The sequence below is a fragment of the Collinsella sp. CLA-ER-H8 genome (assembly GCF_040092335.1).
Taxonomy (GTDB): Bacteria; Actinomycetota; Coriobacteriia; order Coriobacteriales; family Coriobacteriaceae; genus Collinsella.
In genome coordinates, this window is record NZ_JBBNLU010000006.1 from 146,225 (window position 1) to 171,356 (window position 25,132).

Below are 25,132 nucleotides of genomic sequence, written 5' to 3' on the forward strand. Positions count from 1 at the left end.
GAGGAGCGACGCGTACTAAAGGTACGCGAGCGACGGTTTGAACGCCAAGATGGGGTGCCTGGGCAAGCCTAAAATTGGTTCAAGAAGCGCATATCGCCAGTCATCAACGTGCGCAGGTCCGGCAGGTCGTAGCGCAGGGCCGCGACGCGCTCGGCGCCAATGCCAAAGGCGAAGCCGGTGTACTTCTCGGGGTCGATGCCGCAGTTGATCAGGACGTTGGGGTCGACCATGCCGCAGCCCAGGATTTCGATCCAGCCGCTGTGCTTGCAGAAGTTGCAGCCCTTGCCGCCGCAGACGTGGCAGCTCACGTCCACCTCGCAGCTCGGCTCGGTGAAGGGGAAGAAGTGCGGGCGGTAACGCGTCTTGCGGTCCTCGCCAAACATGCACTTAACAAAGTAGTCGAGCGTGCCCTTGAGGTCGCCAAAGGTGATGCCCTCGTCGACGACCAGGCCCTCGATCTGGTTGAACTGCGGCAGGTGGCAGGCGTCGGCCGTGTCGGGACGATAGACGGTGCCCGGGCAAATCATGTAGATGGGCGGCTTTTGCGACTCCATGGTGTGGATCTGCACGCCCGAAGTCTGGGTGCGAAGCAGCACGTCGGACTCGCCATGGGCGTGTGCCTCGGGGTGCGCGACGCTGCCGGGGTTGTTGTCGACCACGTAGAAGGTATCGCGGGCCGAGCGGCTCGGGTGATCCATGGGAGCATTGAGCGCAGTGAAGTTGTAGTAGGAGGTGTCGACCATGGGGCCGGACTCGACGGTGTAGCCGATGCCGCAGAAGATGTCCTCGGCCTCCTCGATGATCTGCTTGATCAGGTGCTGGTGACCGATCTGCGGACGGATGCCCGGCAGCGTGATGTCGACGGCCTCGTGCTCGAGTGCGTGCTTGAGGGCGGCGGCCTTCATCTCGGTGGTGCGCTCGTCAAGCATGCCCTCGATCAGCTGGCGCATCTCGTTGGCGCGCTTGCCCATCATGGGACGATCCTCGGGGGCGAGCTTGCCCATCATGCGCATCAGGCCGGTGATGCGGCCCTTGCGGCCGAGCAGCTCAACGCGCGCAGCCTCGAGCTTGGCGGCGTCGTCGGCGCCTGCGACGAGCTCCTTGGCCTCTTCCTCGAGTTTGACCAGATCATCAATCAGACTCATGTCTTCCCTTTCGTCTCTCGCGCTCCTCGCTTGCCGAGGCGGCTGCCGCCGTCTGACGTTGCGAAAACGCGGCCCGGTTCGGTAACAAAAAACCGCCCTCGGGCATGTGCATTGCCCAAGGACGGTTGAATTCCGCGGTACCACCTTGTTTGACCCGACGGATGTCTGGCCCGTCGCGCCCACTCTTTGCCCCTTGTCGCGAGGCTCACGGCTTCCCTACTGGGGACATCGCCGCCACTGGCCGCGCGCCCGTTGAGGTTGCTGCTCGGGAGTGAACGCTTGGCCCTTGTCACCGCAGGAAGGCTTACAGCCCATGACCTTCCCTCTCTTGCCGGCGACGCGGCGGGCAAAACCCTCTCCGTCAACGCATTGGGCTATAGGATAGCACATTGTGTGGGCGTATCGCCGCGTTCCGTTTTGTTCGTGCTGGGTACAAGGCAAGTAGCTGTGCAAACTGGCCGTGCGCCCATCCGTGGCGCTCGGCTCGCGAGATTAAGGATATGGTATGGGAAAGAAGCACGATAAGAAGGCCAAGCCCGCAGCGGGCAAGACGCCCAAAGGCATGAAGGTCGATAAGGCCGTCAAAAAATTCCGCAAGCTCGAGGGCAAGCTGTGGACCCGCGAGTACCTGCTCAAGATTGCCGAGTTTGACGGCGCGACCATTGCTCCCGCCAACGGTGCCGCCGCCCGTGCCGACGCCATGGGCACCCTTGCCGGCGAGCACCATAAGCTCCTGACCAGCGAAAAGTCTGTCGAACTCGTGCGCTCGCTGGCACGCGAGACCGTCGCCGGCGGCAAGATCGACGACCCGCAGCTGCTCGACGAGATCCGCGTGCTCGGCCGCGACCAGCGTGAAGCGAGCGTCATTCCCACCGAGGAGGCCGAGGCCTGGACCAGGCTCACCTGCGAGGCCGACGCCGTGTGGCACAAGGCCAAGACGGCCAATGACTGGGCGAGCTTTGAGCCCTATGTAGATAGAATCGTCGCCCAGCTTAAGCATCAGGCCGAGCTCATGGACCCCAAGCGCGACCCATACGATGTTTGGCTCGACCAGTACGAGCGCGGCCTTTCCGCCAAGAGCTTCGATGCGTTTTGCGATGAGGTCAAGGCGACGGTCGTGCCGCTCGTGCACGCCATCGGCGAGCGCGGCCAGCAGCCCGCTGCCGACTTTTTGCACGCCCGCGTGCCCGAGGCCGCCCAGCGCGCCATGAGCTTCGACCTTATGAAGCTCGTCGGCCTTAACCTGGACGACACCACGCTTGCCTTTACCGAGCACCCGTTTAGCGAGGGCTTTGCCGTGGGCGACGCGCGCATCGCGACGCACATCTACGAGGACGACTGCATCTCCAACGTCTACAGCATCATCCACGAGGCGGGACACGCCATGTACGAGCTGGGCGTCAATCCTGCCTATGCGCGCACCTGTCTGGAGGGCGGCACCTCCATGGGCATCCACGAGAGCCAGAGCCGCTTTTTCGAAAACACCGTGGGTCGCAGCCGTGCCTTTATGGGCCCGCTGCTCGAGGTACTGCGCCGCCACGCGCCCGAGGTCTATGGCAGCGTGGACGAGGATACGCTCTACCACGCCGTGAATATCGCACAGCCGTCGCTGATCCGCACCGAGGCGGACGAGCTCACCTATCCGCTGCACGTTATGGTGCGCTACGAGATTGAGCGCATGCTGTTTGCCGGCGAGGCCACGGCCAAGGACATCCCCGCGCTTTGGAATCGCTTTATGGACGAGTACCTGGGCATTCCCGTTCCCGACGACACGCACGGCTGCCTGCAGGATACGCACTGGAGCGGTGGCTCGTTTGGCTACTTCCCCACGTATGCGCTGGGCAGCGCCTACGACGCCATGTTTGTGCCGGCCATGTGCCGCGACGGCGTCGACCTTACCGATGCCTGCGCGAGCGGTGATCTGGCGCCCGTCCGCGCCTGGCTGGGCGAGCACATTTGGCAGTGGGGCCGCGCCAAAGACGCGCCGGAGCTCATCAAGGGCGCCTGCGGCATGGCATTCGATGCTCGTTACTACTGCAGCTACCTGCAGGACAAGTTCACCACGCTCTACGAGCTGTAAGGCATAACCGACACGCCAACGCAAAGGGGACGCCGCGAAACCAATCCGCGGCGCCCCCTTTCCACCTAGTTGTTTAAGAACGTCCCCAATGACTACCTTACAGAGCTTCCAGCGCGGCGGCGATGCGCTTCATGGCGGCGTCGGCGGCGGCTTGGTCGGGGGCTTCGGCCAGCACGCGGATAACCGACTCGGTTCCGCTCTTGCGCACGAGCACGCGGCCCTCGCCTGCCAGCGCAACCTCGGCCTCGGCGATGGCGTTCTGCACGCCCATGTTCTCGAGCGCGGCGTCCTTGTCCGCCACGCGCACGGCCACCTGCGCCTGCGGCAGCAGCTTGCACGGAGCCGTGAGCTGCGAGAGCGTCTCGCGCTCGGCACGAATCACTTCCATCACGCGCAGCGAGGTCATAATGCCGTCGCCCGTGCGCTCGATATCGCCAAAGATCGTATGGCCCGTCTGCTCGCCGCCCAGGCTGTAGCCGCCCTCGCGCATCTTGGCATACACGTGACGGTCGCCCACGCCGCTGGTCACGGCGCTCAGACCGGCAAGCTCCAACGACTTGATCAGGCCAAAGTTGCTGGCAATCGTCGGCACCACGGTACCGCCCGAAAGGCGACCGTGCTTGTTCAGATACACGCCGCACACGTACAAGATCTGGTCGCCGTCTACCACGCGACCGCGCTCATCCACGGCCAGGCAGCGGTCGGCATCGCCATCGTAGGCAAAACCCACGTCCAGGCCCTGCTCCACCACATGGCGCTGCAGACGCTCCATATGCGTGGAGCCGCAGTCGACGTTGATGTTAAAGCCATCGGGCGCGGCATTGATCACGCGCACGTCGGCACCGAGCGCGTCAAACACCGGCTTGGCCACCGAGGAAGCCGAGCCGTTGGCGCAGTCGATACCGATCTTGACGCCCTGCAGCGAAAAGTTCGCACTTGCAATGAGCGAAGCAATGTAGCGGTTGCGGCCCTGCATGTAGTCCACCGTGGCACCGATGTGGTTGCCCGTGGCCAACGGAACTTCGCTCTTGCCATCGATGTAGTCCTCGATGAGCTCCAGTACGTCCTCGTCCATCTTAAAACCGTCGCTATTGACGAGCTTAATGCCGTTATCGCAAAACGGGTTGTGGCTCGCGCTGATCATGATGCCGCAATCGAAGCAGCCCTCCACGGTCTGATGCGCCACGCCCGGCGTCGGGATCACGTGCAGCATATAGGCGTCCGCACCGCTCGCGACCAGACCGCTCACCAGCGCCGCCTCGAACATATAACTCGAGCGACGTGTGTCCTTGCCCACGATGACGCGCGCCTTGCGCTCGCGGTTGACACCGTAATACCAGCCCACAAAACGGCCAATCTTATAAGCATGCTCTACCGTCAGCCCAACGTTGGCCTCACCGCGAAAGCCGTCGGTGCCAAAGTACTTCATGCGCTCTCCTTACAAAATAGGGGCGAACAGATTGCCTGTCCGCCCCAAAATGGTACTCGATTATCTGCGCTACCAGAAAAACCCTACGCCGACGCGCTGTCGCGAGCCGCCTGGCATGTAGGAGTCTGACGCAGCGTAAGCGGCTTGTCCCCCGCCTCGGCCGACGTGGTCAGCGTATACGTGATCGTCGTCGTCTCGCCAGCATGCAGGTCAACGGTGCCCGAATAGAAGGGGATTCCATGCCACGTAGCGGCGCCAAGACCAAACTGGGTGCCCTCGACGGTCAGATCAGTAATGTTGCCGCCCGTCGGGGCAAACAACGAGACATTCAGACGCTCGTCGTCACGCGCGGCATCGGGTGCGCCCGCCGCAACGTAGTCGGGCAGCTTGCCAGCCTCCTCCTGCGTCATGATGTTCGTCAGGGTAACGGTGATGCGATAGGAGCACGTGCCGTCACCGTTCTTGATGCCCTGGCCAATCTGCGTATCGGCGTTCAGGTACCAGTCGAGCTTGGAGAAGCTCAGGTTGTTAAAGTAAACGCCGGCAACAGGATCGGCACTCGGGTCATCCGGATCGGGCAGCGAAGCGTCAATGCCCGTCTCTTTGATGGCATTCTGCTCATCATCGTTTCTCATCCACGCGATCAGGCGGCCCTCTTCGGCACCGCGCTCAACGGCGCTGACAAGCTTCGCAACATCGACATCGCCGATACCGCCAAGGATCTTGTCGAAGGCAGCGCTGGCGACGGATGCAAAGATGCCGTCAGACTCCTCGACCGGATAGTTCCAGTACACATCGTGCATGAGGACCTTTGCGGCGTTGGTGCCGTCGACAACCGTTCCGTCGGGCAGCGAGACATTACCGACCAGGCCCAGCAGATACTGCAGGAACACCGGGTCGATACCGATGACGCCATCAACGTCCTGTCCATACTGGGACTTCCACAGCGCGGCGACACGCTGCGAGTTGCGGGGCCAATCAGGCGAATAGGTATTGCCCGAGTTGTACAGGTTACTGTGGTTGCCGAACAGCGCCTCATCCTCTTCGTCGACGCTCTCGACTGCCTCATCCTCGCTGAGTCCAATGCGAGGAACAAACTCGCCAATCGACATCTGGCCGTCAGTGACCGAAATCAGACCCTGCGAACCGCCAAAGCCGCCGCAGGCACGAATCTCGACGTTGTTCATGGCGTACATAAGGTAGTTGCGCGTCTGGCCGTTGGCGCCGAGCATCTGGGGAAGGACGGGGGCGACCTTCTCCGCCGCGTCAACCGCGCCGTTGAGGGTGGCAAAGCCGTCCTTGGCCTTATCGACCAGCTCGGTCACCTGGGAAATATGAGTATCGCCAATGCCCTGGACCTTCTCGTTGGCGCTCTTGAACACCTTCGAGCTGCTGGAAAGCGAATCGGCGACCGCCTGCAGCGCGGACACGTTAATCATGCCGTCCTGGAACAGCTTGCCGGGCGTAGCCTGCGAGAGGTTATCGGCCATGGGAACCAGCGCATTGCTCGAGACATCGGACAGGGCGTCAATCATGGTGCGGGCCGCATTGATATCGCTGCCATACACCGGGATAAACGAAGCCGCCGCCCACAGCGGGCTCGAGGTCTCCGCCTTCATGCTGTTACAGAGCTCATCGATCTTCTTCGCGTCGTCAGGCAGCGTCGAAAAATCGCCCGACGTGACCTTGTCCTTAAGGCCACCGACGATCTCGACAGCCTCCTTCGCTTCGCTCTTTACGGTCTTTGCCGAGTTAAGCAGCATAAAGCCGCTTGCGCCAAGCGCAACGAGAAGCACCGCGACTACAGCGGCAATAATGGCGCCGGTGTGACGCTTTTTGCGCTCGCCCTTGCGATGGCGATGACGGACCAGACCGTCAGAGGTCGAACTCGACGAAGCGTCGCTACCGTAGTTCAAGCCAAAATCGTAATAATCTTCCTTGGAACCCGAGCCCGCAAACTCGGCACCGCTATCATCCAGGCGGGCAAACGTGCCAGTCTCGGAGGCGCCGGTGTAAATCGTGCCAAGGTTACCCGTAAGCCCCGCGCCACCGGCAGAGGGAGTATTGTTGGCGGCCTTGTCGGCATTAACGTTACCGGCGGCATTCGCGGCGTTGGCAGCACCTGCGTTGTTCGCGGGTACCGAAGGAGCCCCGCTCGGCTGCGACGTGGAGGTTGCACCGCCCGCAAAGACATTCCCTCTTGCACGGCCGGTCTTTTTTGCCTTTTGAGACTGCTCGTACAGAGCGGTAAACATCGCCGTCTCGCCCGGGGACACGCGCTTACCGGAACCGCCCTGTCCAGCGCCGCCCGGCGTGCCGGCCTTACCAGCCCCGTTCGGACGCAGCGGAACTGCAGGGCGGCCGCTATCGCTGCCCTTAAAGTGATTACCAGCCATAAAGAAATCCTCGCAATTGAGTCGCAATGAAAAAGTCCATAACGTTGCTAGTTTATGGCATTTTGAGCATCGACAGCTAAACTCCAGACACGGACATCAATTGGCGAAAATGCGGCACAACACCTTTTCTGTCTTGGCGGCGGCGCTAGCTACACCGTAAGGAACATCATCACGATGATCATGGCAAAGCCGATAAGGTCGGTCGGCAAAAACACCGTCCCCAGCATAACGGCGCTGGTGATGGTCGCCGAAACCGGCTCCACAGTTCCGATGAGGCTCGCGCGCACCGAGCCGATGTCCTTAACGCCCTGCATATAGAGCATGTAGGCAAAAAACGAACCGATGACCACGAACACCGCGAGCGCCTCGATGCCGGCAGCGTCGAGCGCCGGCATATGCGCCCAGGGCTGCACGAAGACGCACGAGACCACGCCCGCCGTGAGCATTGCCGAGCCCGTGACGATGGGGCTACCGTATTCGGGCAGGATCTTGGCGGGAATCACCGCCATACACGCGGCGCTGACCGCACACATAAGACCTGCTGCCAGGCCAAGCGGCGAGATATTCAGGCTGGTGGGGTCGCCGCCGGTGGCGATTAAAAAGGTTCCACCCAGAGCTAGGCCAATGCCGATGACTTCGCGAGTACGCGGCATGCGGCGATCGATCACGCAGGTGTAGCCCATGATGATAACGAGCTGCAGGCACTGGAGCACCGTCGCGGTTCCGGCGTTCGTCAGGCGCACGGCCGAAAGATAGCAAAACTGGTTGAACAGCAGGCCAAAGGCGGTAAAGAGCAGCAGCTGCTTGCGATCGGCGGGTGTGGTCCAGAGCTTAATCAGGCGCTCGCGGTCGCGCGTAACAACCACGGCCATAAAGAGTAGACCGGCGAGAATCTGACGCACGCTCATAAGCCACAAGGTGTCGACGTGGTAGGTATCGAACAGAAAGCTCGCGCTGGTGCCCGAGAAGCCCCAAAACGAACCGCCCACCAGCGTAGCCAAGACGCCCGTGATCATCTTGCGCGACGACGCATCGTTAAGGCGGTCGCGCCAGGCGCGGCGGGTGCTACGGCTGAGCTCGTCGGTGCCCTCGGGCACATCAATGTTCGATATATCGGTCATCGGCACCGAAGCCCCTGCGCCTTCGACCTGCTCGACACACTCTTTGCTCATTCCACTCCCCCGAAACAGCCTGGAAACAATTCGGCTTACCTTACCACGGCGAAGGCACCAGCTGGAGGCTTGTCCGCTTATCGGTAGGACAATTCCGCAGGCGTCTTTCCATAGCTCGATACCGCAATGGCCTTGCATTATGCGACAGCCAAATCGCGGCAGCAGGCTCTTTTGAAATGGATGCGACAAAGCCCCCGAATTCCACAATGTAAGCGATTTTTAAAAATGTTCTTGCCACCGAGTTCAGGCTCCGTTATATTATCCCTTGCGCGCTTGCGCACCCTTGATCGGGCGTTTAGCTCAGGGGGAGAGCGCTTCCCTGACACGGAAGAGGTCAGAAGTTCAAATCTTCTAACGCCCACCAAATGTTCGCAGCTCAGAGGCTATGTCCTCTGGGCTGTTTTGTTTTATGTCGCCAAATCCGCCGGCAGTTCCAACCGCCCAACTAGCCAAAAGCCGACCATCTACTTGCCGATCTATCCATCGACATAACCAATCAGTCCGCACCGCAACTTCTCGGCAAAACGCCGCGATGTCTGCGCCCTGCGGTATCCTTGGGCCACTTGCACCTGCAGCACCAAGGAGCCGCCATGCGCACCGAGCTCGATGTCCCCTTTTCGCACAAAGAAGAAGCCAAGGCGCTGGGCGCCAAATGGGACCGGACCAAGAAGGTCTGGTATGTACCCAGCGGCGTCAACCCCGAGCCCTTTGCCGAGTGGCTGCCCGGTGTTGACCGATCCGACCCCTCAGCGCCGTATATATATCTAGTACTGGGCAAGCGCGAGTGCTGGAAGTGTCACAAAGAGACCTCGGTCGCGGCCTTCGGCATTCCCTATCGAACCGATAACGACGAGAGCGTCGCCATCGCGCACGCGCCCAACGAATCCGGGCACATTGCCATCGACACGGCCAACGCCAACGCACTCGCCATCGTGCCCGCTCTTGGCTGCGTGCCGGGCGAGATCCGCGACTACCTTCATAAGCGCTGCGGCTACAAGCCCGTAGGCGCGCGAGCCTCCAAAGCCCCGTCGCTCGGCAACACGTGCACCAGTTGCGACGCGCTGCAAGGCAGCCGCTATCTGTTCGAGGAGCCCTCGTCCCCGTTTGCCCTCACTGCCATCAACAAGCTGCCGGCACTGGAGTTTGTGCGCGTCGAAGTTGCCGGCGTCTTTGGCATCCCGGCCACGCGCACCGACTTTGACCAGGCGCTCTTTACCTGGGCATGCGACCATCACGCCGAGTTCCACAAGCAACTCGGCGAGGGGATTTATTTGTAGAGGCAAAAGACACTCACAGCCAGCTCCTCCGCATCACCTATCCCTCGTCGCCGGCGTCATACACGATATCGAGGCCACAAACAGGGCATTTCTCCGGATACACCGGCATATGAACGCCTGTCTGTTTTCTCACTTCGTCGCTGAGTCTGTCGCGCGCATCGATGAACCGAATGTCGAGACACGGTATTTGCGAGCCGCAGCGAGGGCAGGTGACGACAAACGACCCGCAATCAACCTCTACGCTCGGAAACATATTGTTGTCTATAAGGGCACACGGCAGTTTTCCGTACTTCCCCATCGCAATATCGCCTCGCCAGCTCATACACGCTCCCCTCTCGCTATACAAAACAGGAAGAGCATGCACCGGCGGGCGTGCGCGAGATTGCATCGCCACGCGATCCGATCAAACAACACGATCGTCAAAGAATGCCAAAGCCAAATACGCTAATACGGCAGAAGCCCCGCCTTTTCACGCTTCTTTTCCGAGCGATCGAACTCGATGCGATGGGCCTCAAGAAACACCGTATTGGGTCGCCACTGACGCTCATTCGGCTGCCTTAGCGTCGCACCCGCAAAGGAAGCGTAGTCGGTCTTATCCAGCAGGTACGATCCGCACAGCCGATATTCGCCGCAAACAGGCTCAAACGAAATCAGGTGAGCATCAAATAGGGAATGAAGATCGCGCCGAAGCAGAATGCCATTGCTGGCAACCTGCGATTTGGGTCCCGAGTAATTCTCGATATGTGCAGCCTCCAGAGCTTCGCTGACGCCGCAGTCCGACACCGCGCAACGGCCGTCATAGGCGGCAACGAGCTGCTTGCGGAACCATTGCTGCCCCAATCGCTCGCGCCTTAACGCATAGCGGACCTTTTCGTCGTCGGTCGCACCCTGTCCGGCAAACTCAATATCGACGGGCATGTGCTTCAGATAACTCATGTCGGGTGCAAAACGAGGGTCCGGTCCGCCTTTATAAACAGGACCGTGCAGAACAAACCATCCGTTTTCGGGCTCGAACCGTTCAACAAACGCAAGGCCGAGCACCTTGTAGCCCACCTCGGTTGCAAATATGACTCCGACTGGAACGCCACATTCCATGCAGTTGAGCATTTTACGGTTGTAATTCTGGTCTCGAAAACCAACGGTACCCGGCGCTTGAACCGAGTACTTAATGACCCACGTACCATCGTCCAAATAGAGCGGAGGCACATCGGTGTAGAAGCTCTTTTTAGAGTTATGGACCGAAAGCGCAAAGATCTTATTGGGATCTTGCTTCACCCGATCCTGGCCCGGCCAGAAGATCCCTGAATCCCGCGTTACGGGAAAGAAGTCCGAGCCAATTCTCAAACGATACTGATACTGAGGGCTATCTTCCTTGGTGTGGTGCGGAAGGCTGGTCCAAACGCCGCCGCGCTGTTCCTCACCCAGAAACCACTCCCATGCCTCAACGTATTCGGAAAGCACGAGACTGCAGGCGCGGTCATAGCTTGGTCCATCCATCAACGGAACAGCAAGGTCAATGTCGTTCATCGCCAGCACCTACAACCATACGAACGCGAGTCATGCCCCTCAATAATATGGCCGAGAGTCAATTATTACGAGATCTCATTCCGCGATCGGCACATCGCTGATGCTCTCGGTTTGCCGCTGGCGCGCTTGTACCCCGCTACCCCACTCCCCTGTATACTGATGTAGCACGTGTTTCATCCGGGCTTGTTGGGCCGGGTCGTTCATGGGAGGTTCTTGTGGCTGTTTCGAATCCGCCTAAGGGAAGCGTTTCTTCTTCGTCCATCAAGCCGGTTACGCGCAAGGCCGTGCGTTGCCAGCGCGAGGTCGCTTGGCTTGTCACGCAGGCGGCGGGCAGGCTTGTGGCGACCACTCAGGACGTCAATGCGCCTACGCCGAGCTTTGTGTTAGCGGCGGCGCTGGATTTTGTGCGCCAATTGGAGCTTGCCGAACAGGATGCCAGCGGCCACCTCGACTACCAGAATGTTATGGCGCCCGACCTGCAAACGTTCTGCCACATGGCCAAGTTGCCCGCCGCGCCCAATGCGCATTCGGACGCAGGCTACATGTTTACGCTTTCGGGCGCGGACCTTATTCGCGACATCTATACATACTGCAGCGAGCTCGCCGAGCGCCATGTCTTTGACGCGGCTGAAGTCAAACCGGGATATGTCATCAAGCTGGTTCTTAGGCTGTTCTTGATGGACGGGTTCGCGGCCATGCCGGCGTTAGCCGAGTCTTTAGCATCACCGTCAACTGGGCAACAACCGCTTAACCTTAGTGGGCGCCAATCGAGGGTCGATTATTGGGTCGCCTCGTCCGCTAACGCATTTATTCCACGCGCTCCAACAGTCGATACTTGCGGTTGCGGCTCGTCGCCGGCGCCGTGGGCTCAAGCTCGCCTTGAGCAATGAGCGCGTTGACGCGCGACCTAACCTGGGAAATTGTGAGCCCCGTGCGCTCTGCCAGCTCACGCGTCCCCAGCTCGCCGTAATGTTTGAGTGCCGTCACAATTAAGCCCCCGCCATGATCGACCGGCTCGATCTTTGAACGGTAAAGTACGACCTTGAACCGATCGAACCCCGGGCAGAACAGGGGCTCGGCCAGACCATGCGCGCGCATGGCATCGATCATCATCGGGATGCCCGAGCCATTGCCCTCAGCCGGCGAACCTGCGCCATCCGGCAGCGGAACAATCGACATGAGCTTCACAAGCGTCGCGTTACGGCATCGGGAGCTGCCGTCAAACAAGTTCTCGCGAGTCTTTCCCCCGTAAAGGCCGCCAGGATTCGTCACCTCGACACGATCGTCAAAGACGTCGACGGCAATCGATTGTCCACAGAACCGATCCCCGTATTCTCGATGGATTACGGCGTTGGCGATTGCCTCGCGCAGAACCTCCTCGGGAATCTCAAGCGAGTCGACACGCGAGACGCCTTGGACGGTCGAGGTTCGCCGCAAATTCTTGGCGACGGCCGCGACGGCATCCGAGATCATCTCGCCCAACGTTCCCTCACAGATTGTGCGGTCCATGAACCTCAGCGACCCCGCCGTGCCTTTCCGGGTCCCCGCATAGACAGCCATGTCGATAAAGAGCTTGGGATAAAACTGCTGAGGGTAGGTGCCCGCAACTAGGAGTCCAGCCTTGGTAACATTGCCCTGGGAATCAAGGAAATTTAGGCGCTCCAGCTTCGTTTGTTTGTCCGGCGCGCCGCGCATTGCCCGAGGCGTCAACGAGAAAGCCCGATCTATCGTACGGTCGACCAGCGCCTCGTCGAGATCGTCCGCGCCCGCGCCCGCCACCGCGTCGCGATCGCTCGGAGTCGCTCGACCGTATGACGCCAATGCGAGCACCTCGGTCGACGAAAGCGGGACATCTTTGTCATCGATGCGTTTGTAGCTGCCACCTTGAGCGCCCCGCTCTATGACATAACAAGGCTTGCTCGACGGGTCGAGCTCCTCAATCGTGATGACCAGAACCACGGTGCCCTGGAGCTCCACGCGCTCAATGGTGTATTTGGGCGGATTGGCCAGCTTTCCGCGACCGCCGGCATCGCCCATGCCCGCCACGAATTGGTTGAGCACTTTCTCGGTCTCAAAGTTTGCAACTGGGACAAAACCCGCGCGCTCGCTCACTCCGAGTACGATGATGCCGCCGGCGGTGTTTGCGAAAGCGCTGACCGTTTCCCATACGTCGCGGGAAAGCGTTGTGGCGCTCTCCTTGACCTCGACGTTAAGATCGTCCGAGCCCATGCGCCTTAAAGACTCGAGCAGACCGGTCAGTTCGTTTTCGTTCATCTGCACGTCCTTTCGCTCGGTTCTGCGAAGAATGCCGCGAATGGATTTCCTTCGTCTCTCAGTTATCTCTCGTAATTATCTCTCATCTTTCTGTTATCTCTCATATTAGAGATGAGTGAGAGATAAAAGATAAGATGTCTGCCATCTGTTTCATATAAACATGTTTTTGCTGGTAGAACAATCGGTATTGAGATAATACCATGATTGCTTGTCTCTTTGCTGCTCAGTTATCTCTCATATTTATCTCTCGTCTTTCTGTTATCTCTCGTATTCGTGACGAATGAGAGATGTGCGGACGGCGGATGAGCGTGGATTTTGGACGGTCGGGAAATGAGGGTGGATATTTGGACGGTATTTGGGCGTTTTGAGGCTGATTCCGTCCGAAAATCCACTCTCATTCGATAGGCGTCCAAGTTTCCACGCTCGCGCGGCGGGCACGCGGGGCCTTTACCCAATCCGTTGGCATCGTCTTCAGTTCGCCGCAGAACCGCAGCCCCATATGGGTATACTCTCGAGGATTCGACTCGATTCGCCCCCGCTGGGGCGTCAAAGGAGACTGCATATGCCTACCACCTCAACCGACCCGCGCGCCGCTGCCGCCGCGCTGCTGGTGCCCGGCACCACCTGCCACGGCTTTGCCGTCGAGCGCTGCGAGACCGTGCCCGAGCTCGACTCTGACGCTTACGTGCTGCGCCACACCGCCTCGGGCGCTCGCCTGCTGTACCTGGCATGCGACGACGAAAACAAGGCCTTTGCCATTGGCTTTAAGACGCCGCCGGCCGATTCCACCGGCGTGTTCCATATTCTTGAGCACTCGGTGCTGTGCGGATCGGCCAAGTTTCCCGTCAAGGAGCCGTTTGTCGACCTGATCAAGAGCTCCATGCAGACGTTCCTCAACGCCATGACCTACCCCGACAAGACCATCTACCCCGTTGCCACCACCAACGAGCAGGATCTGTACAACCTGATGGACGTGTATCTGGACGCGGTGTTCAACCCGGCCATCTATACCAAGCCCACCATTTTTGAGCAGGAGGGCTGGCACTACGAGCTGGACCTGCCGGAGGACGCCGAGGTCGACAGCAGCTCCGCGAGCCTGCGCGAGGGCACGCTGCGCTATAACGGCGTGGTGTTCAACGAGATGAAAGGTGCGCTGTCCGACCCCATGAGTGTGCTGGACGATGCCGTCAACGCCGCGCTCTATCCCGACACCGCCTATGCACACGAGAGCGGTGGCGACCCGCGCGCGATTCCCGCGCTCACCTACGAGCAGTTCCTGGACACGCACGCGCGCCACTACAATCCTTCCAACTCTTATATAACGCTCTACGGCGACCTAGATGTGGACCGCGCACTGGCCTTTTTGGACGAGCGCTATCTGTCGCAGCCGAGCGCCGCGAGCCGCCGCATGGACGCTGCCGTCGCCGCCGGCGAGGACCCGTCCACGCTGGCGCCCAATCCGCTGGGCGTGCAGGCGCCCGTGACCTGCGAGTACAAGCGCATCGAGATGGCCACCACGCCCGAGAACGCCCTGGTGGGCCTGGGCCTGGTGCTGGGCAGTGCGCTCGACCGCAAGCGCACGATCGCGGCGGACATCCTGTTTGAGGCACTGCTGGGCTCCAACGAAGCGCCGGTTAAGAAGGCCATTCTGGCCGCCGGCCTGGGCGGCAACGTGGTGAGCTACACCGCGGCCGAGAGTCTGCAGCCTTACGAGCTCATCATGCTGCAAAACGCACAGCCCGGTGTGGCGCGCGAGCTGCGTTGCGTGTTCCAGGACGCCTGCCGCGACCTGTGCGAGCACGGAGTTCCGCGCGAGCGTCTGGAAGCCATCATCAGCAGCAACGAATACGACCTGCGCCAGCGCGACTACGGTATCGCCGACGGCGTGGCCATTGCGTGCGACGCGCTGAGCACGTGGCTCTACGATGACGACGCCGCGACGCTGGCGCTCAAGTACGGCCCGGTGTACGAGGAGCTGCGTAGCGAGCTGGACGGCAGCTATTTTGAGGACCTGCTGCGCGAGCTGGTGCTGCAGAACAATCACATGGCACTGGTCGAGCTGGTGCCGGTGGACGCCGCCGAGGGTTCGGAGGGTGCCGAGGCCGCCGAGCTGGCAGCCAAGCGCGATGCCATGACCGATGCCGAGCTGGCCGACGTGGTCGAGCGCACGGCCGCGCTGCGTGCCGCGCAGGAGGCGGAAGACACACCCGAGGCCAAGGCCACGCTGCCGCGCCTGCGCGTGTCCGACATTGGCGAGGCGCGCCCCGAGCCGCCACTGATCGTGGACACGACCGCGCCCATCCCCTGCCTGCGCCACGGCATCCCCACCAACCGTCTGGCCTACGCCATGCAGTATTTCGACCTGAACTGCGTCGCGTTTGAGGACCTGCCCTATGTGACACTGCTCTGCCGCCTGCTTAAGCAGCTGCCCACGCGCGAGCACTTGGCCGAGGAACTCGACAACTTGCTCGCTGGCAAGCTCGGCTTTTTGAGCTTTACGACCGAGGTCATGACGCAGCCCGACGTGGACGACGTGCGCCCCTACCTGCTGGTGAGCGCCGGCGCCCTGTCCGAAAAGATCGACGCACTGGCAAGCCTGCCGCGCGAGGTGTGGTCGAGCACGCTTTTGCTCGATGCCGACGCCGACCGCGTTCGCGACGTGCTCACGCAGATTCGCATTGGGCTTGAGCAGGGCTTTATCAACAACGGCCACTCGGCGGCGCTGGGTCGCGCGATGAGCTACAGCTCGCCTTCGGCCGTGGTGCGCGAGCAGCTCTCGGGCGTGGACTTCTACCTGTTCCTGCGCAATCTGCTCGAGCACTTTGACGAGCGACTGGACGACCTGCGCGCCAAGCTTGCCGCGCTGGCAGACCGCATCTTTGTGGCCGATGGCTGCATGGCGAGCTTTACCGGCAGCGACGAGGACTTTGACGCGTACTGGGCCGCCGCGGGCGACCTGGGGCTTGGCGCGGGCGATGGTGCCGGCCGCGACGCGCTCGCGGTGCCGGCGCCGTGCGACCGCCACGAAGCTTTCGTGATCCCCAGCGACATCTGCTTTGCCGCGCGTGCGTGCGATCCGCGTCGCCTGGGCATTGACGTGACAGGCGCTTGGGCCGTGGCTGCCAACGCGCTCTCCTACGACTACCTGTGGAACGAGATTCGCGTGAAGGGCGGTGCGTACGGCTGCGGATTCCGCGCAGCCGGCGAGCGCCAGACGGCGTTCTACACCTACCGCGACCCGGCGATCGATCCTTCGATTGAGCGCGTGGAGCGCGCGGGCGCATGGCTTGGCAGCTTTGAGCCCGACGAGGCCGCCTTTGAGGGCTTTATTGTGAGCTGCGTGAGCGGTATGGACGCGCCGGTGAAGCCGTACGCGCTCACCAAGCGCCGCAACACGACCTACCTGGCCGGGCTCGATCCGCACGCACGCAAGGAGCGCCGCGCCCAGATGCTCGCCGCCACGCCCAGTGAGCTGCGCTCGCTCGGCGCCGACGTGACGCGCATCGCAGCCGAATCGCCCACCTGCGTCTTTGGCGGCCGCGAAGTCATCGCCAAGAGCAACGCCGGCTTTAACGTAGTCGACCTGATGGGCTAACGCACCAAGGTAGATTTTTGGGACATGCCCGAAAATCTACCTTTTTCTGCGGCTTGAGCGGGGCGGCGCAGCCCACCGCGGCGGTTTGTCTCGATCTGTAACATCAAGACGGCAATATCGGCTCCAGATGTTACAGATCGAGACGTTTCCAGACGACGCCGACCTTTTGTCTCAATCTGTAACAACTAGGTCCAATTTTGCCGAGTTACTGTTACAGATCGAGACAAACCGCCGCAGACGCCCATCACAGCACAGACCACCACGAAGGTGCATGTATCCCCTTCGTGGTTGTTTTGCTGTTTACCCAGATAAAACCTGCCAAAATAAACCTGTCCCTTTTTGGCAGGTTTGCTAGAGGAGGTTGGGATGGACAAGGCTAAATTGCGGCGAGCGGTGATTGCCCGGCGCGATGCGATTGATTTGGATGTGCGGGCGGCGAAGTCTGCCGTTATCTGTGCGCGGCTTGTTGAGCGACTGGGTCGCTCGGATCCCGCGGCACCGCACACCGTTGCCGTCTATGCCGCGATGGGTTCCGAAGTCAATCCTGCCGCGTTTGCCGCGGCGGCCGCCAAACGCGACTGGCGCGTGGCCTATCCGTGCATGCTCTCGGCAGCCGAAGCCACAGCTTGTGGCCAGCGCATGTGCATGCGGGCAGTTGCTGTCGACGATGCGTCCGCGGCTCCGTTTATCGCCCACCCCACGCGGGCCTTCACGGCCACGGACATCGACAGCGACCGCTTCCCTATCGTGCCTGCCGATGTTCTCGACATGATTATCGTGCCGCTCGTGGCCTTCGACCAAACCGGCGCGCGCCTGGGCTACGGCGGCGGTTGCTACGACCGCTACCTGCCCACGCTTTCGGCCACATGCCAGATCATCGGCATCGCCTTTGACGAACAGCGCGTCGGCCACGTTCCCACCGACGCCCACGACCTGCCGCTGCCCCACATCGTCAGCGCCTAACGGCTGGCGCACCTCCCGACGGCCTAGTGCTCCTCGCCGGCGCGGGCCAGGTCGTAGGGCGTGGTCTGGTAGACGTAGTAGTTGAGCCAGTTGGTGTAGAGCAACTGAGCCTGGCTGCGCCAGACGTTGCGCGGCTCGGCCGTGGGGTCGTCATTCGGGAAGTAATGCGCCGGAACCTGGGGGTTGAGCCCGCGCTTCACGTCGCGCTCGTACTCCAGGCGCAACGTGTCGGCATCGTACTCGGGATGGCCAAAGACAAAGAAGCGACGGCTGTCGGTCGACTTGACGATGTACAGGCCCACCTCGTCGGACACGGCCACGACCTCAAGCTGCGGCTCGGCCTCCACGTCCTCGCGGCGCACATCGGTGTTGCGCGAATGCACGGCATAGAAACGGTCGTCAAAGCCGCGGACCAGCGGGCTTTGCGGCTTCACCAGATAATGCTCGAACACGCCACTCGCCTTTGCCGGCAGGTCGTACTTCTGGATACCGTAATGATGGTAGAGCCCCGCCTGCGCGCCCCAACAAATGTGCAGCGTAGAGTGCACGTGCGTGGTGGACCAATCCATGATCTGGCAGAGCTCGGGCCAGTAGTCGACCTCTTCGAACGGCATCTGCTCCACCGGCGCGCCCGTGATGATCAGGCCGTCGTAGTGGATGTCGCGGATGTCGTCGAACGTGCGGTAGAACGTCTCCAGGTGGCCGGCGCTCACGTGCGTGGCCTCGTGCGTTTTGGTACGCAGCAGATCCACCTCCACCTGCAGCGGCGTGTTGGAGAGCTTGCGCATGATCTGCGTCTCGGTGGCGATCTTGGTGGGCATGAGGTTGAGGATGAGCACGCGCAGCGGACGAATGTCCTGGTGCAGCGCGCGGTACTCGGTCATGACAAAGATGTTCTCGCTCTCGAGCTGCGCGGCGGCAGGGAGGGCGTCGGGGATGCGAATGGGCATGGATGCTCCTTACGAGTCAGTTGCAGCTATGGTACAACGACCGGCCCCATCCGCGCGAGCACATCGCCCAGCGATGCCGTCAGCGGCCCAAATCACTCCAAAAGTAGAGATTAAGGCATGTCCCAAAAATCTACGACGCTTTAGCCTAGCAAAGTAGTAGCAGGACGCTACAATGGTTCGACGCGAAAAACTCGGCCGAAAGGATACATATATGTACCAGACGCGTAAGATCGGTGTGGTCGGCCAGGGCCACGTAGGAGCACATGTCGCCAACAGCCTGCTCATGCAGGGCATTGCCGATGAGCTGTACCTGTGCGATATCAACGAGGCCAAGGTGACGTCCGAGGTCCAGGACCTGCGCGACTCCCTTTCGTTTGTCCCGTACAACACCAAGATCGTCAACTGCTACGACCACTACGAGGAGCTTGCCTGCTGCGACGTCATTGTCAACGCCGCCGGCAAGGTCGCGCTGGCCGCCGGCAACCGCGACGGCGAGCTGTTCTTTACCACCGACGCCGCCCGCACCTTTGCCAAACGCATCGTCGACGCCGGCTTTGACGGCATCTTCGTGAGCATCTCCAACCCCTGCGACGTCGTGTGCACCGAGCTGTGGCACCTGACCGGCTACGATCCCAAGAAGATCATCGGCTCGGGCTGCGGCCTGGACTCCGCCCGCCTGCGCACCGAGATCTCCAAGAAGGTCGGCGTGAGCCCCAAGTCCATCGACGCCTACATGATCGGCGAGCACGGCTTTAGCCAGCTTGCCGCCTTTAAGGCCGCAACCATCGCCGGCAAGAGCCTTAACGAACTTCAGGCCGAGAACCCCGACAAGTATGCCTTCGACCACATGGAGGTCGAGGAGCTCGCACGCAAGGGCGGCTATGTAACCTACCAGGGCAAGCAGTGCACCGAGTACGCTGTTGCCAACTCCGCCGCGCGCGTCTGCGCCGCCGTGCTGCACAACGAGCACGCCGTGCTTTCGGCCTCTACGCTTATGACCGGTCAGTATGGCGAGGAGGGTATCTTTACCTCCCTGCCGTGCGTGATCGGTGCCGAGGGCGTCGAGGAGGTCTACACGCTCGACCTTTCCGAGCACGAACTCGAGGGCTTCCACAAGAGCTGCCAGCACATCCGCGACAACATCGCCCAACTCGACTGGTGGGATGCCGAGGCCTACGACGCAAAGTAAGCCGCTGGCTGCCGCAACCTTGCGAATCTATGCGCGATACTAAGCGGGCCGCGCCGGAAACCCACCGGCGCGGCCCGCTTTTTACGCACGCTGTTCGCTTGCGAATCGAAGGTGAATGCTTTTCCCGTTACCTAGTACTGCTCGATGCCCATGTAGCGACGAATCTCGGGGCTGTGGTCGAACACCTTTCCGCGGGCGGCGCGCAGCTCGCAGCTCATGTTGTAGAAGAAGATCGGCTCCAGGTACAAACGCACGCTGACGGGCACCTCGCCCACGCCGTACTCGAGTGCATCGAGCACCATGACCGTATCGGTGTGCGTGTTGAGGAACGCCAGCGCGCGCTCCTCCATGGGGCGGCACTCGCCCGATCCAAGCTGCACAAAGTAAAACACGCCGGGCTCGGTGGCCTCGAACGGGCCGTGGAAGTACTCGCCGGAGTGAATATAGCAGCAGTGCTGCCACTGCATCTCCATGAGCGAGCAGATCGCCATGGCGTAGGTCTGGCTAAAGTTGGGTCCGGAGCCCAGGATATAGAAGAACTTGTGCTGCTGGCAGAGCTCGGCAAAGCGGGCGCCCAGCTCGGCGTTGACCTTCTCGCGGGCGGCGGGCAGCAGCGCATCCATCTGCTTGAGGCCCTCGTACATGTCGGCGAGTGCCTCGTAGCCTTCCTGCTGGTCGAGCAGCTCGGCGGCGATCAGAGCGCCGATGCCCTGAGGCACCTCGGCCTGCGGCACGCCCTCGCCCCAGGGGTAGACCCAGGTGGTCCACTTGCCGTTGTCGATCTTGGAGCCCTCGCAGTCGGTGAGGGCAACGACCTCGGCACCGGCCGCCAGCGCCATCTCGCAGCCGTCGACGACCTCTTGCGTGTTGCCGCTGTGGCTGCAGGCAATAACGAGCGACTTCGGCCCTAGGCTCTTGGGGGCCATCAGGCAAAACTCGCGTGCCGTGTAGACCGTCGAGGTAAACGTGGTGGCCTCGCGCTTGAGCAGCTCGTTGGCCGGCATCAGGTCAATCATCGAACCGCCACAAGCAATCCAAAAGACATTCTCAATCTTACCCTTGCGCTCGATGATTTCCTGAACCAGATCATGTGCGTTCATCCTGATGTTCCTCCTTGTGGGGCGGCTTTGAGCGACGGCGGCTCGTACCTGCTGTCGTTCTATGTTGTCCTATTTATAACACGTGTAACAAAGCCCGTGAAGTCATCTCGGCAAATTTGTTCTATGTTGTTCTATCTATGGACGTTAGATGTCGAAGACGTAGCGCGAGCCCACGATCTTTTGGCGGCCGAGCAGTAGAGGGCGCCCGCCAGCGTCGGTAAAGTAGGCCTCCATATAGAAGAGCGGTTCGCCGACCGGCACCTCTAACAGCGGGGCCGCCTGAGCATCGGCAAGCGCAATCTCCACGGTGCAAGGGTCGGACTTGAGCGGTGCGCGGCCCGAATGCTCGGCAACGAACGCAAAGATCGAGTTATCGGTGAGGTCCTTATCGGCAAGTGTCTGCAGATAGGGATGGTCAGCCAGCACAAAGGCGTTGTTCTCGAGCATGACGGGGATGCCGTCGGCCGTGCGCACGCGCTCGACCACGATAAGCTCGCAGCCGGGCTCTACGCCAAAGAACGCCGCGTCCTCGCGCGTCGCCGCAACCACCGTGCGCGATACCAGGCGCGCACCCGGCACCATGTCGTTGGCAGCGCAACCCTCGGAAAAGCTCTGAACGTCACCCTTCTGGACAATCTTGCGCTTGAGCTTGGGCGCGCACACGAACGTGCCCCTGCCCTGCTGGCGGTTGAGATACCCCGCGCGCGACAGCTCCTCGATGGCGCGGCGCACGGTGATGCGTCCCACGCCGTAGTACTTCGCGAGCTCCATCTCGGAAGGAATGCGCGAGCCGGATGCGTACACGCCACGCGCGATCTCGCCCTTTAGGTCGTCCATAACCTGCTGGTACAGCGGCACAGCGGACACCTCAGTGCGCTCGGTTTTATCATCGGATGCCATCGTTATGCTCCATTCCGTGCATGCTCGGACTCAAACTCTTCAATCGCCGCCATAAACTGCTCGCCAAAGGCGTCGGCCTTTTTCTCGCCGATGCCGTTGACCTGGATAAGCTCGTCGCGCGTCTGTGGGCGTAGGCGGCACAGGCCGCGCAGGGCCTTGTCGGAAAAGACCATGTACGGCGCCATCTCCAGCTCGGTCGAAATATCCTTGCGCAGGGCACGCAGGCGCTCGAACAGCTCGGCATCGTCACCCACGCGCGGGCGCTGATCCAGCTCGGCCTCCTCGCGCAGCAGATCCACCGCACGGCGGGCGCGGGCCGAGGCCTTGCGCTTGGACGCGCGACGCTTAACGGTAAAGGCAAACGTCTCGTCCTCGACCTCGCCAGCGCGCGGGCCAAGCCCCACGACCGGGTACTGCCCCTGCGAGGTGGCCAAATAACCGCGGCCGCACAGCTGGCCGATGATGTCCTTGATACGCCCGACCGATTCGCTCGACAGCTCACCGTAGCCGCGGTCCTCGTCCAGATGCATCTGGCGAATGCGCTCGGTGTTGCCGCCGTGGAGCACGTCGGCGACCAGCGACTTGCCAAAGCGCATGGGACGCGTGGCCACATAGCGCACGGCGGCGCGAGCCATATCGGTGACGTCCTCGACCTCGAACTTCGTGAGGCAGTTGCTGCAGTTGCCGCAGCCCTCGGCATCGTCCGTGGCGGCGCTGCCCGCACCGGCCGCAGCCGCATGCTCGGCCGCGGCCTCGTCGCCAAAGTAGCGCAGCATGTATTCGCGCAGGCAACCGGTGGTATTGCAGTAGCCCTCCATCTGGCTGAGCAGACGATATCGATTCTGGAGCGCCCACGCGCGCTGCTCGTCGTCGAGCGCCTCATCGGCAGCATCGCCGCGGTCGATCAAAAAGCGACGCATGCGAAAATCGTTACCGTTCCACAGCAGATGGCAGCTGGCCGGGTCGCCATCGCGGCCGGCTCGACCCGCCTCCTGGTAGTAGGCCTCGATGCTCTCGGGCACGTTGTTGTGGATCACGTAGCGCACGTTGGGCTTGTCGATGCCCATACCAAAGGCGTTGGTGGCAACCATCACCTGAATGTCGTCGTCGATAAAGGCGCGCTGGCTTTGGCGGCGGGCGTCGTTGCCCATGCCGGCATGGTAGCGGCCAACGCGAATGCCGCTGGGGCCCAGTGCCTCGGCAAGCTCCGCGGCCAGCGCGTCGACCGTCTTGCGGGTCGAGCAATACACGATGCCGCTCTCGCTCGAATGCGCGATCACGTAGTCACGCACCCACACGGCCTTGGCCTTGTCGCCCATCTCCTCGCAGCCAAAGTAGAGGTTCTTGCGATCGAAGCCCGTCACCACCGTCGCGGGGTTTTGCAGGCCGAGCATCTGCTGGATATCCGCGCGCACGCGCTCGGTCGCCGTAGCGGTAAAGGCCGCCACGATGGGGCGCTGCGGCAGGGAATCGATGAACTCACGAATCTGCAGATAGGCGGGGCGGAAATCCTGGCCCCATTGGCTCACGCAGTGGGCCTCGTCAATGGCCACGAGCGGCACGCCAATGCCGCCGTCCGCCGCGGCTTCCTGCGCAAAGGCTAAAAAGCGCGGCTCGAGCAGGCGCTCGGGCGCCACGTACATAAGCTGGTAGCGACCCTCGCGCGCCCGCTTGAGCACGGTGTTTTGCTGGGCTGGGGTAAGGCTGGAGTTGAGATAGCTGGGTCGCGCACCCGCCGCGAGCAACGCACGGGTCTGGTCCTCCATAAGCGACAGCAGCGGACTCACCACAAAGGTGATGCCGGGCAGCATGAGCGCGGGCACCTGGTAGCAAATGGACTTGCCGGCGCCCGTGGGCATAACGCCCAGCGCATCGCGACCGGCAAGGATCGCATCGACCATGCGGTCCTGCCCCGGGCGAAACGAGGTGTAGCCAAAATAGGCGCCGAGCGTGTCGAGCGCCATCTGCTGCATGCTATCGGTCATGGTTTCCTAACGTCCAAGTCATCTGCCGCCGATTATACGCCGCCACGCGGACAGCAGCACACGGCCGCCGCCCAGACTAGTCGTTTAAGAACGCCTCCAACGGCTAAGGAGTGTCCCCAGGTGCCGGCAGAGACGATATGAGCAGGACATAAAAACATTGAGAGCCCCTGCTGCATGAAAGACCGCGGATTAGGCCGACAATGGTGAGTGTCTAATTCAGCCGCGGCGGCCACGCCGCATTCATGGAAGGGGCTCCCATGCTCGATACTACCACCTTCGTCGGACTCGACGTCCACACCCGCTCGATAAAGGCAGTCTCCCTCGACGTCATGACCGGGGAGGTGCGCTGCGTGACCTTCGGCTACGACGCCGGCGCCGTCGCGGGGTGGGTGCGGTCCGTGGACCCAAAGGCCAGGTGCGTGTACGAGTCCGGGGTCACGGGATTCGACCTGCAGAAGAGGCTCTCCGGCCTTGGGGTCGACTGCGTGGTCGGCGCCGTCTCGAAGATGATCAAGCCCAGCGCGGACAGGCGCAGGAAGAACGACCGCAACGACGCCGAGTTCCTCGCCCGCATGCTGTCGGTCGGCAACGTCGTCGAGGTGTGGGTCCCCGACGACGAGTGCGAGGCCGCCCGCGACCTGACCAGGGCGCTCGAGGACGCGAGGGACGACCTCTCGCGCTCGAAGCAGCGGCTCTCCAAGTTCCTGCTCAGGCACGGGCTCGTCTTCGACGAGAGGACGCCCACCGGCCGCAGGAAGGGCAACTGGACCCGGGCCCACTGGTCCTGGATCGAGTCGATTAGGTTCGCGGAGGGGGCCGACAACGAGGCGCTCGCCTACTACGTCGACGCGGTCAGGCGGGCGGCGGAGGAGAAGGCGAGGCTCGAGGGGCTCGTCGAGGGCGAGGCCCGCAAGCCCAGGTGGAGGAGGAGGGTCGACTCCCTGCGCTGCCTCAAGGGCGTCGACACCGCGACCGCCGCCGACCTCGTGTTCGAGGCCGGCGAGTTCTCCAGGTTCAGGACGCTGTTAGCGTCAATATAATTTTCACCATTTCCACCAACGCATTTTCGCCAATCGCGCCAACGCGGATACGCCGGATTCGCCAACGCGGATGTGCCGCTTTCGGCGCCTAGGCGCCCTCCTCCTTCCCG

Annotated in this window: 17 protein-coding genes and 1 tRNA gene; 8 read left to right on the forward strand and 10 right to left on the reverse strand. The window is 61.7% G+C overall.

The window, feature by feature from the left end; translation table 11 throughout:
- Window positions 1-68 precede the first annotated feature (68 nt).
- Complete coding sequence (gene pheS, locus AAAX72_RS05730; protein ID WP_035136801.1) at window positions 69-1,145, reverse strand: phenylalanine--tRNA ligase subunit alpha; 1,077 nt, start codon at window positions 1,143-1,145, stop codon at window positions 69-71.
- A gap of 505 nt (window positions 1,146-1,650) precedes the next feature.
- Here pheS and AAAX72_RS05735 point away from each other — a divergent pair.
- A complete protein-coding gene (locus tag AAAX72_RS05735; RefSeq protein ID WP_349129476.1) occupies window positions 1,651-3,225 on the forward strand; it encodes a carboxypeptidase M32 in 1,575 nt (524 codons plus the stop codon).
- Window positions 3,226-3,322: 97 nt separating this feature from the next.
- Here the strand turns inward: AAAX72_RS05735 and glmM are convergent, their stop codons facing one another.
- The 3 genes from glmM to AAAX72_RS05750 all read right to left on the reverse strand — a co-directional run bounded on the left by glmM (window position 3,323) and on the right by AAAX72_RS05750 (window position 8,222).
- Window positions 3,323-4,654: a phosphoglucosamine mutase gene (gene glmM, locus AAAX72_RS05740; protein ID WP_349129477.1), complete on the reverse strand. Its 1,332-nt coding sequence runs from the start codon at window positions 4,652-4,654 to the stop codon at window positions 3,323-3,325.
- Between the two features lie 83 nt (window positions 4,655-4,737).
- Window positions 4,738-7,050 (reverse strand): DUF4012 domain-containing protein, encoded by a 2,313-nt coding sequence (locus tag AAAX72_RS05745; RefSeq protein ID WP_349129478.1) that lies wholly within the window; start codon window positions 7,048-7,050, stop codon window positions 4,738-4,740.
- 149 nt (window positions 7,051-7,199) lie between these two features.
- On the reverse strand, window positions 7,200-8,222 hold the full coding sequence (locus AAAX72_RS05750; protein WP_349129479.1) for an EamA family transporter: 1,023 nt from the start codon (window positions 8,220-8,222) through the stop codon (window positions 7,200-7,202).
- 289 nt (window positions 8,223-8,511) lie between these two features.
- Here AAAX72_RS05750 and AAAX72_RS05755 point away from each other — a divergent pair.
- Both AAAX72_RS05755 and AAAX72_RS05760 read left to right on the forward strand, forming a co-directional pair.
- Window positions 8,512-8,586 (forward strand) — tRNA-Val (locus tag AAAX72_RS05755).
- Window positions 8,587-8,812: 226 nt separating this feature from the next.
- Window positions 8,813-9,499, forward strand: a complete 687-nt coding sequence (locus tag AAAX72_RS05760) for a DUF5710 domain-containing protein (protein WP_349129481.1) — start codon at window positions 8,813-8,815, stop codon at window positions 9,497-9,499.
- Between the two features lie 444 nt (window positions 9,500-9,943).
- On the opposite strand, the gene AAAX72_RS05765 is transcribed toward AAAX72_RS05760, so the two are convergent.
- Window positions 9,944-11,026: an HNH endonuclease gene (locus AAAX72_RS05765; RefSeq protein WP_349129482.1), complete on the reverse strand. Its 1,083-nt coding sequence runs from the start codon at window positions 11,024-11,026 to the stop codon at window positions 9,944-9,946.
- Window positions 11,027-11,241: 215 nt separating this feature from the next.
- On the opposite strand from AAAX72_RS05765, the gene AAAX72_RS05770 reads away from it, so the two are divergent.
- A complete protein-coding gene (locus AAAX72_RS05770) occupies window positions 11,242-11,916 on the forward strand; it encodes a hypothetical protein (RefSeq protein ID WP_349129483.1) in 675 nt (224 codons plus the stop codon).
- On the opposite strand, the gene AAAX72_RS05775 is transcribed toward AAAX72_RS05770, so the two are convergent.
- Window positions 11,834-13,300, reverse strand: coding sequence for an ATP-binding protein (locus AAAX72_RS05775; RefSeq protein ID WP_349129485.1), 1,467 nt, complete (start codon window positions 13,298-13,300; stop codon window positions 11,834-11,836). The two genes, AAAX72_RS05770 and AAAX72_RS05775, sit on opposite strands and share 83 nt — an antisense overlap.
- A 562-nt stretch (window positions 13,301-13,862) precedes the next feature.
- On the opposite strand from AAAX72_RS05775, the gene AAAX72_RS05780 reads away from it, so the two are divergent.
- A complete protein-coding gene (locus AAAX72_RS05780) occupies window positions 13,863-16,895 on the forward strand; it encodes an insulinase family protein (RefSeq protein ID WP_349129486.1) in 3,033 nt (1,010 codons plus the stop codon).
- Window positions 16,896-17,261: 366 nt separating this feature from the next.
- Window positions 17,262-17,858, forward strand: a complete 597-nt coding sequence (locus tag AAAX72_RS05785; RefSeq protein WP_349129489.1) for a 5-formyltetrahydrofolate cyclo-ligase — start codon at window positions 17,262-17,264, stop codon at window positions 17,856-17,858.
- A 23-nt stretch (window positions 17,859-17,881) separates the two neighbouring features.
- Here the strand turns inward: AAAX72_RS05785 and metA are convergent, their stop codons facing one another.
- Window positions 17,882-18,808: a homoserine O-succinyltransferase gene (metA, locus tag AAAX72_RS05790; RefSeq protein ID WP_349129491.1), complete on the reverse strand. Its 927-nt coding sequence runs from the start codon at window positions 18,806-18,808 to the stop codon at window positions 17,882-17,884.
- 211 nt (window positions 18,809-19,019) lie between these two features.
- Here metA and AAAX72_RS05795 point away from each other — a divergent pair, with 211 nt between their 5' ends.
- On the forward strand, window positions 19,020-19,997 hold the full coding sequence (locus AAAX72_RS05795) for an L-lactate dehydrogenase (RefSeq protein ID WP_117563734.1): 978 nt from the start codon (window positions 19,020-19,022) through the stop codon (window positions 19,995-19,997).
- A 131-nt stretch (window positions 19,998-20,128) separates the two neighbouring features.
- On the opposite strand, the gene AAAX72_RS05800 is transcribed toward AAAX72_RS05795, so the two are convergent.
- The 3 genes from AAAX72_RS05800 to AAAX72_RS05810 form a co-directional block, all read right to left on the reverse strand.
- On the reverse strand, window positions 20,129-21,097 hold the full coding sequence (locus AAAX72_RS05800; protein ID WP_349129493.1) for an SIS domain-containing protein: 969 nt from the start codon (window positions 21,095-21,097) through the stop codon (window positions 20,129-20,131).
- Between the two features lie 144 nt (window positions 21,098-21,241).
- On the reverse strand, window positions 21,242-21,997 hold the full coding sequence (locus tag AAAX72_RS05805; RefSeq protein ID WP_349129494.1) for a GntR family transcriptional regulator: 756 nt from the start codon (window positions 21,995-21,997) through the stop codon (window positions 21,242-21,244).
- A gap of 2 nt (window positions 21,998-21,999) precedes the next feature.
- Window positions 22,000-23,982: an ATP-dependent DNA helicase RecQ gene (locus tag AAAX72_RS05810; RefSeq protein WP_349129495.1), complete on the reverse strand. Its 1,983-nt coding sequence runs from the start codon at window positions 23,980-23,982 to the stop codon at window positions 22,000-22,002.
- Between the two features lie 257 nt (window positions 23,983-24,239).
- Between AAAX72_RS05810 and AAAX72_RS05815 the strand changes: the two genes are divergently transcribed.
- Window positions 24,240-25,022: a transposase gene (locus AAAX72_RS05815; RefSeq protein WP_349129496.1), complete on the forward strand. Its 783-nt coding sequence runs from the start codon at window positions 24,240-24,242 to the stop codon at window positions 25,020-25,022.
- The last annotated feature ends 110 nt before the right edge of the window (window positions 25,023-25,132 follow it).